14 protein-coding genes and 1 pseudogene are annotated in these 14,320 nt (G+C 35.4%); 12 read left to right on the forward strand and 3 right to left on the reverse strand.

The genetic code is table 11. The features are described 5' to 3' along the window. Nucleotides 1-19 precede the first annotated feature (19 nt). Entirely contained in the window at nucleotides 20-214 is a 195-nt protein-coding gene (locus tag IHV11_RS01635) for a hypothetical protein (protein WP_197129734.1), read from the reverse strand. 432 nt (nucleotides 215-646) lie between these two features. Between IHV11_RS01635 and IHV11_RS01640 the strand changes: the two genes are divergently transcribed. From IHV11_RS01640 to qoxD, 11 genes are all read left to right on the forward strand, one after another. Then, entirely contained in the window at nucleotides 647-1,351 is a 705-nt protein-coding gene (locus tag IHV11_RS01640; protein WP_197129736.1) for a response regulator transcription factor, read from the forward strand. Next, nucleotides 1,351-2,751: a sensor histidine kinase gene (locus tag IHV11_RS01645; protein WP_197129739.1), complete on the forward strand. Its 1,401-nt coding sequence runs from the start codon at nucleotides 1,351-1,353 to the stop codon at nucleotides 2,749-2,751. The genes IHV11_RS01640 and IHV11_RS01645 overlap by 1 nt, the downstream gene beginning before the upstream one ends. A gap of 182 nt (nucleotides 2,752-2,933) precedes the next feature. After that, nucleotides 2,934-4,133 carry a murein hydrolase activator EnvC family protein gene (locus IHV11_RS01650; protein ID WP_197129742.1) on the forward strand — a complete coding sequence of 400 codons (1,200 nt, stop codon included), beginning with the start codon at nucleotides 2,934-2,936 and terminating at the stop codon, nucleotides 4,131-4,133. A gap of 141 nt (nucleotides 4,134-4,274) precedes the next feature. Further along, entirely contained in the window at nucleotides 4,275-4,982 is a 708-nt protein-coding gene (locus IHV11_RS01655) for a cytochrome c biogenesis CcdA family protein (RefSeq protein ID WP_197129745.1), read from the forward strand. A 48-nt stretch (nucleotides 4,983-5,030) separates the two neighbouring features. Further along, nucleotides 5,031-6,212 carry a c-type cytochrome biogenesis protein CcsB gene (gene ccsB, locus IHV11_RS01660; protein ID WP_197129748.1) on the forward strand — a complete coding sequence of 394 codons (1,182 nt, stop codon included), beginning with the start codon at nucleotides 5,031-5,033 and terminating at the stop codon, nucleotides 6,210-6,212. Between the two features lie 47 nt (nucleotides 6,213-6,259). Further along, a complete protein-coding gene (locus IHV11_RS01665) occupies nucleotides 6,260-6,946 on the forward strand; it encodes a DsbA family protein (RefSeq protein ID WP_197129751.1) in 687 nt (228 codons plus the stop codon). 1 nt (nucleotide 6,947) lies between these two features. Then, complete coding sequence (locus IHV11_RS01670) at nucleotides 6,948-7,355, forward strand: disulfide oxidoreductase (protein WP_197129755.1); 408 nt, start codon at nucleotides 6,948-6,950, stop codon at nucleotides 7,353-7,355. Between the two features lie 251 nt (nucleotides 7,356-7,606). Next, on the forward strand, nucleotides 7,607-8,473 hold the full coding sequence (qoxA, locus tag IHV11_RS01675) for a cytochrome aa3 quinol oxidase subunit II (RefSeq protein WP_197129759.1): 867 nt from the start codon (nucleotides 7,607-7,609) through the stop codon (nucleotides 8,471-8,473). Between the two features lie 59 nt (nucleotides 8,474-8,532). After that, a complete protein-coding gene (gene qoxB, locus IHV11_RS01680; protein ID WP_197129761.1) occupies nucleotides 8,533-10,473 on the forward strand; it encodes a cytochrome aa3 quinol oxidase subunit I in 1,941 nt (646 codons plus the stop codon). 14 nt (nucleotides 10,474-10,487) lie between these two features. Further along, the gene (gene qoxC / locus IHV11_RS01685; protein WP_197129764.1) at nucleotides 10,488-11,108 is read left to right on the forward strand and encodes a cytochrome aa3 quinol oxidase subunit III; all 621 of its coding nucleotides are present in this window, start codon (nucleotides 10,488-10,490) and stop codon (nucleotides 11,106-11,108) included. Next, nucleotides 11,101-11,487, forward strand: a complete 387-nt coding sequence (qoxD, locus tag IHV11_RS01690) for a cytochrome aa3 quinol oxidase subunit IV (RefSeq protein ID WP_197129766.1) — start codon at nucleotides 11,101-11,103, stop codon at nucleotides 11,485-11,487. Before qoxC ends, qoxD begins: the two co-directional genes overlap by 8 nt. Nucleotides 11,488-11,628: 141 nt before the next feature. Here qoxD and IHV11_RS01695 read toward each other — a convergent pair whose 3' ends face one another. Continuing rightward, nucleotides 11,629-11,937 (reverse strand): hypothetical protein, encoded by a 309-nt coding sequence (locus tag IHV11_RS01695; protein ID WP_197129768.1) that lies wholly within the window; start codon nucleotides 11,935-11,937, stop codon nucleotides 11,629-11,631. A gap of 279 nt (nucleotides 11,938-12,216) precedes the next feature. On the opposite strand from IHV11_RS01695, the pseudogene IHV11_RS21080 reads away from it, so the two are divergent. Continuing rightward, a pseudogene (locus tag IHV11_RS21080) lies at nucleotides 12,217-12,635 on the forward strand (recombinase family protein); the annotation flags it as partial. 203 nt (nucleotides 12,636-12,838) lie between these two features. Here IHV11_RS21080 and IHV11_RS01700 read toward each other — a convergent pair. Then, nucleotides 12,839-14,299 carry a multicopper oxidase domain-containing protein gene (locus IHV11_RS01700; RefSeq protein WP_197129770.1) on the reverse strand — a complete coding sequence of 487 codons (1,461 nt, stop codon included), beginning with the start codon at nucleotides 14,297-14,299 and terminating at the stop codon, nucleotides 12,839-12,841. Nucleotides 14,300-14,320: the final 21 nt, after the last annotated feature.

The raw sequence follows: 14,320 nt of genomic DNA on the forward strand, positions 1-14,320 counted from the left end.
CGCACTGTTTTTTTATAATCTAACTTGATTTTTTCTTTTCCTCCATGAGCCACTTAGAGGCTAAGACTTCTTGCTCAAATCGATTTGCATGCTCCTCTTGCTTCTTGGACACTTTCTTTATGAAAACGACAAAGATAAATGAGAATACAATTCCTATAACTATCAAAAGTGTAGGTCCTACAAACTCCATCGTCTCTTTTGAAATATTAAACAATATGATCACTCCCTTCATGGTATTTATGTGCATATGTTCATATAATAGCATTAAAAATATTATTATACTATCGAGGTAAGTTATTTTTAAGTAGCCATAGTATATCTTATTATGTTGATCATTAATTTAGGGCTGGATAAAATGAAAACCCACATTCTATTAAAGACAATGTATTTAATCACAATATTCTAAATTGAACTGTCACGTTATTGTTCCAATGCAAATATTTAAATTTACTAGAATTCATATAGAATGAATATATGAATATATGCACATGTATATTGAAAAATTGAGTTTAATGTACTGGAGGTGGGCGATATGAAACTTACTAATTTACAACTTTTTCTTTTCCTGACGGCCTTTGGATTTGTTACTGCAAGTGCGTATTGGATCTTAGCGATTTTGAAATCATATTAATTGAGGTGAAAAAGAATGTACAAGAAAACCATATTGATCATTGATGACGATTGGGACATGAGAAACTTATTGCGTATCTATCTTCGTGATTATTATCACCTTCTTGAATTAGATAATGGGCAGCGCGCTCTAGATGTATTGACAAGAAATAAAGTAGATCTTGTTATATTGGATATTATGATGCCAGAAATAGACGGATGGGAAATCTGTATGAGAATACGTGAGAAAAGTACAACACCTGTCCTAATGCTTACTGCTTTATCCGATGTACAGGATAAGATTATGGGCTTGAATATTGGGGCGGATGATTATATAACAAAGCCATTTGAACCTGATGAGTTGTTGGCTAGAGTTCAGGCATTGCTGCGAAGAGTGTCTTACTTAAATACAATGGAAAAGAAAGAAAATGAAATAATAATTGAGGATTTAACGATTAATATTAGAGCTCGAGAAGTATTCGCAAACGAGAAGAGTGTCAACTTTACGCCAAAAGAGACAGAGTTGCTCATATTTTTAGCTAATAATCCTAGACAGGTTATGACGAGAGAAGTTCTCTTAAACAAAATTTGGGGTGAATATTACTCATATGATGGCAGGGTCGTAGACACACATGTTAAAAATATTAGAGTAAAGCTAAGAGAAAAGGGACTTTCTTTTGATCCAATAAAAACGGTTTGGGGCGTAGGTTACAAATTCTCTCAACCAGGAGAACAAGTGTAATGAAGAATAGTATCATCTTTAAGATAAGTGGAAGTTTTATTTTACTTTTCTTAGTTGTGCTATTCCCTACAGGTATTGTAATCTACCAAGGATTTTCGGGTTTTTATTATAATGAAGTAAGACAAAATATAAATAAACTATCTGAGCAGTATGCCCATTCAATCAACAACACAAATGATAAAGAGTTTATTAGTATGTTTGAATCTCTGTCCAGACTAACAAGGACTGATATATTCATCACAGATTCTAAGGGGAATATAATTGCTAGTACTGGCGTGGAGGGCTTGGAAGAAGGCAAAAAGATTTCAACAAAAAACAACAATTTGTTATCTAGAGGGCAGACAATAAATAAAGAATATGAAGAACCTATTTCGAAGGCTCATCATCTAATGGCAGGAAAACCAATAAAGAATAACCACACTTTTAAAGGCAGTGTTTTTGTACTTTCATCGATTGAAGAGATTCATGAATCGATAAAAAAGGTTCGCCTATTACTTACACTTGTAGGAATCGGTGCTTTCTTTCTTATGCTTGGCTTCACTTATTTTCTTTCACGAAAACTGGCTGCTCCATTATTACAAATGGAAAAAGCAACGAAAGAAATCGCGAAAGGTAATCTCGGTGTACCGGTTGAATATTCTTCCAATGATGAAGTGGGTCAACTCGGGAAGGCAATAAATTTATTGAAAGTGGAACTAAAACAGTACCGTGATTCGAGGCAAGATTTTTTAGCTTCCATTTCGCATGAATTACGTACACCTATCACCTATATTGAAGGGTATTCAAAGGCACTTAAAAATAAACTTTATAAAGATGATAATGAAAAAGTTTTATACTTAGATACCATTAATCGGGCTTCTTTGCAATTAAAAGGCTTGATTAACGACCTCTTTGATTTATCAAAAATGGATATCGACCAATTTCAGCTAACAAAACAACAAATTGATATTATTGAACTTGCCGAATCTATCCTTGTTAAAGTAAAACTGCGGGCAGGAGATAAAGATATAGGAATTGAGTTTATTAAAAATACAGAAGAAGCTTATCTTTACGCAGATGCCTTGCGAATCGAGCAAATATTATTAAATCTCTTAGAAAATGCCATTCGTTATACAGATCACGGAAGTGTTATATTGGAAATAAACAAATCAAAAAAATTTATTGGAATTCGTGTCAAAGATACTGGAAAAGGAATTCCAGAAAAAGAACTTCCTTTTATTTTTGACCGTTTTTATCGAGTGGAGCGATCAAGATCAAGGCAACACGGTGGCTCTGGATTAGGCTTATCTATCGTAAAAAAGTTAGTTGAACTTCACGATGGAACAATAGAAGTTAAAAGTGATCCAGGTAAGGGATCAGAATTTATAGTAAGTATCCCTATTAATCAAAAAGTACACTAAACACAAAAAAATTAGAATTGGAGAGAGGTATATGTATCCTCTCTTTTTTTTGTAATAAAAATGAAAAATAAAAGGGTGCATTTCTTCACAGTTTCCACACATTTTTCAATTATAGTGAGTGTGTCCTAGAAACTCGAATAAACAATTATAGTGTCAGATTTTGGTGTCAGGAGGCTCGGAATTTGAAGAAAGAACTAGTTTTAATGACTGCATTCTTTACCTTGCAGTTAGGTATTGCAAATGAATTAACAACTGTAAACGCAACAACCTTGGATGAGATAAAGGAAAAAAAAGAGGAGAATGATAAAAAACGGCAAGGGAAATTAGCAGAAAAGAATGAAATAGTCACTAAAAAAGAAACCATTTCTTCTGAGATTAAACGACTCGATTTATCGATCATGGATAAAACGCGAGAATTAGAATCGAAGAAGGAAGAAATCGAAGAGATAACCAAAAATATAGAAACTTTAAAGAAAGAGATTGCTATTATAGAAAAACGAATTGAAAAGAGAGACAAACTTCTAAAAGAAAGAGTGTCTGCCATGTATGAGGATGGAGGTGCAACCAGCTATTTAGAAGTTGTATTGGGTTCAAAAAGCTTTGGCGATTTCTTAGATCGAGTCATAGCTTTAAATACGATTGCTGACCAAGACCGATCTATCATCGAAGAACATAAAGCAGATCTAAATGTATTGGACATTAAAAAGGCTAAAATCGAAAATCAGCTATTAACACTGGAAGAAACCAAAGTTGAACTTGAAAAGCTAATGAAAGTTCTTGACGATCAGCGGAATAAAAAAAATATAATATTATCAGATTTGAAGAATAAAGAAGGTGAGATTAACTCCTATATCTTAGATCTTGAGGAGAAAAATAAACTTCTAGACGACCAAGAAAAAGCGAAGAAAGCAGAAATCGCTCGTGCAAAACGAGAATCTGCAATGAGCCAAAACAACAATTCTCAGCCAAAATCAAATAGTGGGAGCGGTTCATTTTTATTTCCAACTGAAGGTATAATTACTTCAAAGACTGGTCCTAGATGGGGAAAAGAGCATGCGGGTCTTGATATTGCTAAAGCAGGAACCGTACCAGTTGTTGCTGCAGCTAATGGGACAGTGCTGCGTTCTTATTATTCATCGAGCTATGGTAATGTAGTATATCTAACACATTATATCAATGGTCAGTTGTATACTACTGTCTATGCTCACATGAAAAGCCGCCTTGTAGATTCAGGAGAAACGGTAACAAAAGGGCAACAGCTTGGTTATCAAGGCAATACGGGCAGATCAACAGGTCAACATCTCCATTTTGAGCTTCATCAAGGGGAATGGAATTCAAGTAAATCAAATGCAATTGATGCTTTACCATTACTAAGCAGATAACAAAAAGAATAATCCATTTCCATTCCCAATACCTCCCTCTTTGGTATTGTTTATATAAAATTTGAACCTGCAGGTAATAAACACCCGAATCTCAACGGGTGTTTTTACCTGTTAATATAGGATAAGTATAGGGTGACTTTTATGAATGATATAAATCTGATTTTTTCGTTTACTGCTGGACTCTTATCGTTTCTTTCGCCTTGTTCCTTGCCGCTTTACCCAGCCTTTGTGTCTTATATAACTGGTGTATCTTTACAGGACTTGAAAGAATCAAACAGGATATCAAAGCATGCGGTTCTTCATACCTTGTTCTTTCTTGCTGGATTCTCAATTATCTTCCTTGTATTAGGATTATCCTCTTCGTTATTCAGCCAACTGTTTATGCAATATAAAGATCTTTTTCGTCAAGTTGGAGCCGTGGTCATCGTATTTTTCGGGCTACTTGTAACCGGGAACTTAAGTATTAAGTTTTTAATGAAGGATAAAAGAGTTCGTTTTACTAAACGTCCTTCAGGATATTTTGGGTCTGTCCTGATTGGATTAGGTTTTGCGGCTGGGTGGACGCCATGTACAGGGCCGATACTCGCTGCTGTCATGGCTCTAGGAATTACGAATCCTGGGTCGGGGTTAATTTACATGTCTTTTTATATCTTAGGATTTGCTATTCCTTTTTTTGCACTCACTTTCTTTGTTGAAAAAATTCAATGGTTCAAAGTGCACAGCGGTATTTTTATGAATATTGGCGGTTATCTAATGATTATAATGGGAATCTTTTTGTATTTTGATTGGATGACTAAAATCATTTCGTTTCTTACAAATAATATATTCGGGGGATTTACTGGCTTTTAAAATTGGAATTTTAATTCCTATGAATTTGCAAAGATGGGGGAGAAAATTTTGGCAGAAGTAAGCGGTATCTTATTATATTGTGCATTTTTTGTCTATTTAATTGCAATAATTCCTTTTTCGATGGCTATGCCAAGTGAAAAAAAGAAACAACAATCTAATAAATGGGGGCAAATCGGATATTTTGTTTCTATTTTAGGATTTTTATTCCAAGCTGGATATTTTGTAACTCGATGGTTTGCGAGTGGTCATGCACCTGTCAGCAACCTTTTTGAATTCATCACTTTCTTTGGTATGATGCTCGTTTTTGCATTTTTAATCATCTATCGAATATATAAAACAAATATTTTAGCCATATTCACAATGCCGATTGCACTATTGATCATCGCATATGCAAGTATGTTTCCTAAAGAAATTTCACCATTAATACCAGCGCTTCAAAGTGACTGGTTAAAAATCCATGTCACTACAGCAGCTCTTGGTGAGGGACTTTTGTCTATTAGTTTTGTTGCTGGACTTATATATTTAATACGTAATGTGGATCAATCAAAATTCAATAAAATGACATTTTGGTTAGAGTTTATCCTTTATTCATTGCTATCTGTTGTTGGATTTATTTTAATCAGTTTTTCGTTTAATCTTATGGATTATAGTACTACATTTATTTGGAATGATAAAAATGAACGTATGATTACTGTCACATACGAACTTCCAGCTATTGTAAGTCCAGATGATTCAGAAGTCAACAGTAATAATCCGAGCTCACTTTTTGAAACCCCTTCTTGGATGGATGGGAAAAACGCAGCAAAAAATTTAAATAGTTTATTGTGGTCGTTTGTTGCCGGCTCTTTATTGTACATTTTGATAACGATGCTCTGCCGTAAACGAATAGCTGCATATATTCAACCAAAGTTAAAGCATATAGACCCTGAGTTATTGGATGAAATATCGTACAGAGGCGTTGCAATTGGATTTCCTGTCTTTACATTAGGTGCACTTGTATTTGCTATGATATGGGCACAAGAAGCATGGAGCAGGTTTTGGGGATGGGACCCTAAGGAAGTATGGGCTTTAATCACATTTTTATTTTATGCAGCCTATTTACACTTGCGTCTATCAAGAGGCTGGCATGGGGAAAAATCTGCATGGCTAAGTGTTGTTGGCTTTTTAATCATCATGTTCAATTTAATAGCAGTAAATTTAGTAATCGCAGGATTACATTCATATGCATAAGGAATTTGATACAATAGACATAATTAAAAAATCATAGAGGTGTTTATATGAAACAAAAAAGTAACCCCTTTAAGAAGATTGTATTAGGTACGCTTGTTCTATTCGGCATAATATTAGGTCTCTTTCTAATTTCCAATGCTAATCAAGATAGTGATTTGAACACACAATCCAGCTACAAATCCTCTCCATCCATTAAAGGACAGCCGACTATAGGTGATGCTAAAGCGGACGTGCAAGTTGTTGAGTTTGGAGATTACAAATGTCCGGCTTGTAAAGCATGGAGTGCTCAGATCTTCCCTAAATTACAAAAAGATTTTATTGATACTGGTAAAGTTAAATTCTCGTTTATCAATGTATTATTTCATGGAGAAGAGTCCGAATTAGCTTCCATCGCTGGCGAATCGGTATTTGCACAAGATGAAGAAGCCTTCTGGATTTTTAACAAAAAGATGTTTGAAGAACAACCAGCAGAAAACCATGATGGGGCATGGATTACAACAGACAAGATCTTAGAGGTTTTAAGTAAAAACACGCCTGAAATAGATAGAGAGAAAGTTAAACAAGATATGGAGAGTAAAGCCACTTTAGAAGAAGTAAGTAAAGATATTGAACTGGTAAAAGAATACAAAGTAGAACAAACTCCAAGTATTATGGTTAATGGAACAATGCTTACTGATCCTTTTAACTATGAAGAGCTAACCAAATTAATCGAACAAGAATTAGAAGGAAAATAATATGAAGCTACGTGAATCAACGCTGTATCTATCATGGGTAATATCCATATTCGCCACGTTTGGAAGTCTCTATTTTAGTGAAGTTAGGGAATTCGTTCCATGCGATTTGTGTTGGTATCAAAGGATCATGATGTATCCTTTGACCATTATTTTAGGAATTGCAGCATATCAAAATAATAAATCTATAAAGCACTACGTTCTGCCGTTATCGATTTTAGGGGGATGCATTTCTCTTTTCCATTATTTAGAACAGAAAGTGCCGGGTTTTGCTGCGATCAAACCATGCAAAAACGGAGTTCCTTGTAGTACGGAATATATTAATTGGTTCGGCTTTGTAACTATTCCATTCTTGGCATTAACCGCGTTTAGTTTAATAACTTTGCTTTTACTGTTAACGAAAAATAAATAATGGTGTATTAAAATAAAACCTATCCAAAAAAACGGATAGGTTTTTTTCTTTTTGAAGGTCAAGTACTTGTTGGGAAATCGGAAGAAAAACCCAAGTTTGTGAACAATGTTTGCACAGAGTATGTGGTTTTAGTGAATGTGGTGAAATTCCTATGACACATACGTAAATTTTAATACAAAAGGTATTTGTTCTGCTAAATTGATAGTGTTATAAAACATATTTCGAATTACAGCAGAAAGAAGGTGGCCTTAGTGTATAAGCGGTATAAACCGTTTGTTTTCTTGGGTATGTTATTGACTGTTTTCTTATTGAGTGGATGCAGTGATTTGCTCGTACTTGATCCTAAAGGACCGGTAGCTCAACAGCAGAAAGACCTGATCATGTATTCAATCATATTTATGATAGGAATTATAATGGTCGTTTATGTGTTGTTTGGATTTATCGTATATAAGTATCGTGATCATAAGGGTCATAAGGGGTACGATCCTGAAAATAAAGGAAGTCACTTAATTGAAGCCATTTGTTTGATTATCCCGTTGATTATCGTTGTTGCGTTATCTATTCCAACGGTAAAAACTATTTATTCTTTAGAGGAAGCTCCAAAGGGAAGTGAGAATAAAAAGCCGTTGGTTATTCAAGCAACCTCGGTGGATTGGAAGTGGATTTTCACGTATCCAGAGCAAAATATAGAGACAGTAAACTATATCAATATTCCAGAAGACCGTCCTATACTATTCAAACTTACATCAGCTGATTCAATGAACTCGTTCTGGGTGCCTTCATTAGGTGGACAAAAGTATGCTATGGCTGGTATGCAGACTGAGCTCTATCTTCAAGCCGATGATCCAGGGGTTTTTGATGGCCGAAATTCAAACTTTAATGGTGAAGGTTTCACAGACCAAACATTTAAAGTAGCTGCTTTAACATCAGAGTCTTTTGATAAATGGGCGAAAGAAACCCAGCAAGAAGCACCAAAATTGACTAAGAAGCAGTACGATCAACTTATGCTTCAAGGTCATACGAAAGAAATGACTTTCTCATCTACCCATCTAAAGTGGGTTAAACATGAAAATGATGCAGATTACGCTATTAAAGTGCGTGAACGCTTAAGCAAGTAATATAGTAAGGCAAAGTCTAATGGGGTGAAACTGCCCCATTAGAAGAGGAGGCACTATCAATGAAATGGGATGAATTTTTTGTAACAGGTGATCCGCTCATTTATGGGGCGGATGTCTCGATTGCTATCACGATGTTAGGAATTGTTTTTTTTCTGACATACTTTAAAAAATGGAAGTGGTTATGGACCGAATGGCTAACTACCGTCGATCATAAAAAGATAGGTATCATGTATATCATCTCTGCTATCCTGATGCTATTCAGAGGGGGAGTTGATGCTCTTTTAATGAGAACGCAACTCGCAGTCCCTGAAATGGAGTTTCTCGATTCACAGAAATACAACGAGATATTTACAACACATGGCACGATTATGATTATATTTATGGCGATGCCGTTTTTAATTGGACTAATCAACGTGGTTGTTCCATTACAAATAGGTGCACGGGATGTAGCATATCCTTATCTGAATGCTGTTAGTTTCTGGACATTCTTTATTGGAGCGATGCTGTTTAATATCTCGTTTGTTATAGGCGGATCTCCATCTGCTGGGTGGACGAGCTATATGCCGCTTGCGAGTAATGAACTAAGTCCTGGGCCTGGTCAGAATTATTACCTCTTGGGGTTACAAATTTCTGGAATCGGTACTTTGTTAACAGGTATCAATTTTATGGTCACTATATTTAAGATGCGTGCACCAGGAATGACATTGTTCCGTATGCCAATGTTCACTTGGTCAGCACTCGTTACGATGGCTATCATCATTTTTGCTTTTCCGATCTTAACGGTTGCTTTAGCTTTAATGACTTTTGACCGCCTATTCGGAAGTCATTTCTTTACACTTCAAGGAGAAGGAATGGATATGCTTTGGGCTAATCTTTTCTGGCTCTGGGGTCATCCTGAGGTTTATATCGTTATACTACCAGCTTTCGGTATATTTTCAGAAATAATAGCTACGTTCTCTAAAAAAACACTCTTTGGCTATAAAGCAATGGTCTGGTCGATGGTTCTAATCGCGGCATATAGCTTCTTAGTTTGGGTCCATCACTTCTTTACGATGGGTTCTGGTGCGTTGGTTAATTCTTTCTTTTCAGTTACCACGATGCTTATTGGGGTACCGACTGGTGTGAAGATATTCAACTGGCTCTTTACGATGCGTAAAGGTCAGATAGAATTTTCAACGCCAATGCTCTGGTCACTCGGGTTCATCGTTAATTTTGTAATCGGTGGGGTAACTGGGGTCATGCTCGCCATGGCAGCAGCAAACTACCAATACCATAATACGTATTTCTTAGTCGCTCACTTCCATTATGTACTAATAGCAGGTACGGTCTTCGCTTGTTTTGCAGGACTTGTATATTGGTATCCAAAAATGTTCGGTCATAAACTAAACGAACGTATCGGTAAATGGGTATTTTGGTTATTTACCATAGGATTCAATATTTGTTTCTTCCCGCAATACTTCCTTGGATTAGACGGAATGCCTAGACGTATATATACGTACAGCGAAGAATCAGGTTGGGGGCCACTAAACATGATTTCAACAGTAGGCGGGTTCATGATGGGGATTGCGTTCTTAGTTCTTGTTTATAACATTTACTATAGTTTCCGCTATGAACCACGTGAAAAAACAGGAGATGCATGGAACGGGCGTACATTGGAGTGGTCGACACCTTCAGCGATGCCGCCATTCTATAATTTCGCTAAAATTCCAGTGGTCAAAGGATTAGATCATTTCTGGAATGAAAAACAGAACAAAGAGATCAAACCATTGACGACACAAGATCTTCAAAAGATCCATATGCCTAATAATTCCGGTGTACCATTCGTTATGGCCAGCTTCTTCTTTGTCTCAGGTTTTGGACTTGTCTTTGAATGGTATTGGATGGCGATCATAGGGTTGATCGGTGTATTGGCAACGCTAGTTATTCGTTCTTTCGATTACAATAATGGTTACTATGTTTCGGTTGAAGAAATAAAAGAAACCGAAAACATAACTAAATAAAGGGAGGCGTGGACATGGCACAATCAAAAGTAAGAGACCTCAACACGCCGATGGAATATCAATCAGAGACTGGAAGATTGAATATTTTAGGGTTTTGGTTGTTCCTTGGGGCCGAAATAGCCTTGTTCTCAACACTGTTTGCGACATATATGGTTTTGATGGACAGGACAGCAGATGGTCCTGCATTAGGAGAATTGTTTGAAGTAAAAGGATTGTTGATACAGACTTTCTTGTTATTAACCAGTAGTTTCACATGTGGACTAGCAATCCATGAAATGCGTCGCTACAATGTAAAAGGCTTATTCTTTTGGATGATTACAACCATCTTGCTTGGTCTTGGATTCCTTGGTTTCGAGATTTATGAATTCTTTGTCTACATTCATGAAGGAGCGAATATAGGCACAAGTGCAGCATGGTCAGCATTCTTCGTATTGGTCGGTACACACGGACTGCATGTAACCCTTGGTATTGGCTGGATTATATTGATTCTGATACAGGTTGCAAAAAGGGGCTTAACACCTCAAACAACCGCTAAAGTATTTATTTCAAGTCTATATTGGCACTTTCTTGATGTTGTTTGGATCTTTCTCTTCACAGCCGTTTATCTCATGGGGATGGTGATGCAACATGGCTAATCATGCAGCTGCTCAACATAAAGGTATTCCTTGGAAGCATGTGGTTGGTTTTGTATTGTCTATTGTGTTAACACTGTTTGCTATATGGTTCGCCCTAGAAACCGATTTATCAACGAATATAAAATTGCTTGTTATTTTTGGGCTTGCAATTATACAAGCAGCATTACAACTCTTAATGTTCATGCACTTAACGGAGAATTCTAGAACACAAGGTTTTTCGGGACGAATTCAAATCGGGAATATATTATTTGGATTTTTTGTTGCGATTGTTATTGTAGTAGGATCGGTATGGGTTCTATCCTCTGGTCATGCAGAAAAGAAACCGACTAATGGAGAACACGAGATGAAAATGGATTCTGGATCAATGAACCATGATTAATAAACCTATTTGATTTACGGGTTACAGTAACTTTCATTATTTTCACATGCAAAAAGAGGAGCCGTTTTAGTGTAACGGCTCCTCTTTTTATTTTCTTTTATTTTAAGAGTTACTAAAAAATTTTCTTATAACTAATTTAATTTAGTGGTTGTTACCAGTATGTTTCCACGAAGTAGGTTCTCCTGTGTTAGGACAACTAGGAAAAGTGTCTCCATGCGTTAAATCAACATGTTCTCCGTCCTTATCAATGTAATGTCCGGATTCTGTGACCTCATCACCAGTTTTATGGGTGTGATCGGCATGTCTCCAAGAAGTCGATTCATTTGTTTTAGGGCAAGGAGGAAAATGATCTCCTTTTTGCAATTCTTTTGTTTCGCCTTCTGCACAGATATATTTCCCTGTTTCTAAAACTTCTTCATTAGTTTTGTGCAAGTCTTGTGTCTGTTGCATTTTTTATTTACTTCCTTTCTTTTTTTACTTTATCAAAAATAATTTTCCCTAATCTATTTTGATTAAACATGTTCCATTATATTTTAAAGAAATTTGTAGAGTGGAAACGGAATAATACGATTCAAATATACACACATTTATGAACTGTAGAACTGTAGTGTTTTAGTAAATTAAAGTATTCATAAAACTACGTTAATAAAATATGGACTTTCATTTAATTAAGGAAAAATGTAACAGGACGGTGGTTCTGTTAAAATTTGAATGTTTGGATATATTTGAGTGAGTAGTAAAGACCAAAATGAAAATTTGAAATTGCTTTCTTTAAGCTATTGACATTAACGAACGTGATATATTTATCGATAAACAAAGTGGTTGGGATTTTCCTCGTGAACAATATCACCTTCAAAAACGAATACTGAGAGTTATGTACATTTATTATTTGAATCGTTTCGGAAGGAATAAAGTGAAATCTCAAATGAATGGAAGGAATGACATCACAATAAACATATAAGCCGAAATAGTGGTTCTCGATATACCCATGTTAGATACGACTAAATATAAAGATAGTCTTGGAGTTTTTTATTGCTGATTTAATTTTACAAATACTATCCCGGGTGGCACAAGAAGAACCGGAAAGAATTTGGAAACGGCAGCGTGGAGGTATTGATGCTGCGTTTCGATACGGGGTTTCATTTGGATTTTTAGTTCGTAATACCAACCATAAAGAAACTTCAGGTATACTTACGGGACTATTTCTTCAAGAATAATATCAGAACTAATCAGCATAATTCTCCATTTCCAATAACTAAATCCTGTAATACAAATATCGGGTAATAATGTAACGTGCAAAAACTATTCTAAGTCCATCGAATTATTTTTAACAAAAATAACCTTTATTGTCTTAATTTATGTCATCATCGACATAATAGTCAGGTGTATCAGTTTGTATATATGTTAACTGACCGCCAGGATAAATCCCTTTATTTGTGATTTTATAATCATCATGGTTATGCATAGGATAAAATTGCGGAAAAAATTTATCATTTAAATCAATAATTGGTTGCTGACAAATTTGAAGATAATTAATTAACTCTGGTGACTTGCATTTAACAGGTTCTGTAGGAATATTAAAAACTGACTTAGAATCGGCTTTATACAATTTTTTTAATTGAGAACAAAATGAGGGAAAGCCATCTTGCCCTCTAGTAATATAATTTAAATATTCAAATCGTTTATCATCTGCATTTAGTAGTAAATCATAAGTTTCTCCCGAACCTATGCTTACAGTGAAACCTTTATTTTTGATTTCATTATGGAATGATTCATCGAGTTGGAAGAGTGATGAAAGCTTTATAAATGGATCAAGATGGCTATCCTTTCCTATAATTGTGAAATGCCATCCGTGAATATGCCAGGGTACAACCTGGTATCCCATATTAATCATCCTGAGCAAAAATTTTTGATCAGTTTCCACGCGGACAAATGATTCATAATTGATTTGTACAAAATCAGATTCTGATTCATTATATAATAGAGATAAAGGATGAGGTAGTAAAGTATCGGGGAATGAACGTCCATTAATTAGCCAAAAGTCCGGTTTGTAATTGGCAGCATCAAAGAATATACCCTTATTTACATTATCGTGCCATACCGAATCTACATCAGATAATAACATAACATACTCTTTATCAAAGTATGTATGAATGTTGTTATAAGCAAAATTTCTATTTGAAGCTGACTTGGGAATTTGAGGTTGTGGTATCCCTTTAAAAAACCATACTCCATTACTATTTTGTTTAATACCTGCTTTAAATAAGCTTTCTTTTGATGGATAAACGATTAAGCCTCCATACATACCCATCTGAATGTGTTCAGATGCCTCTACATGGCAGTGATACATTAATGTTCCTGGAATTTCTGGTTGAAAAAAATAAGTCATATTTGGTGGAGGATTTTTATAATTAGTCCAGACAGGCACACCAAAAGATGTTTCAGGAAACCCATCCAACTGAGTAGGGACGTGAGCCCCGTGCATATGAATAGTATGATAGTCCATTAAATTAGGACGTTCTTTCATTCCTAAATTTATGAGTGTAATGTAGATGCGATCACCAACTTCTCCAAAAATTAGAGGAGAAGGAATTGTTGCATTACCCTTCATATCAAGGATATTTTTCCAATTTTTACGATTGGACCAATCAAGTTTAGGATTAATAATTTTGTCATTTACTTTAAAAAGACCTCCAATAAATCCAAGAATATAAACCTTTTTTCTTGATTTTGGAGAGGGACACAGAGTTTTATCAATAGGCAGATAAACAAATCCGTCCGTTGCAAATAAAACATAATGCCTTATAGACATTGAAATACCCCCAGTCATAAG

The organism is Fictibacillus sp. 26RED30 (assembly GCF_015903845.1).
Taxonomy (GTDB): Bacteria; Bacillota; Bacilli; order Bacillales; family Fictibacillaceae; genus Fictibacillus; species Fictibacillus phosphorivorans.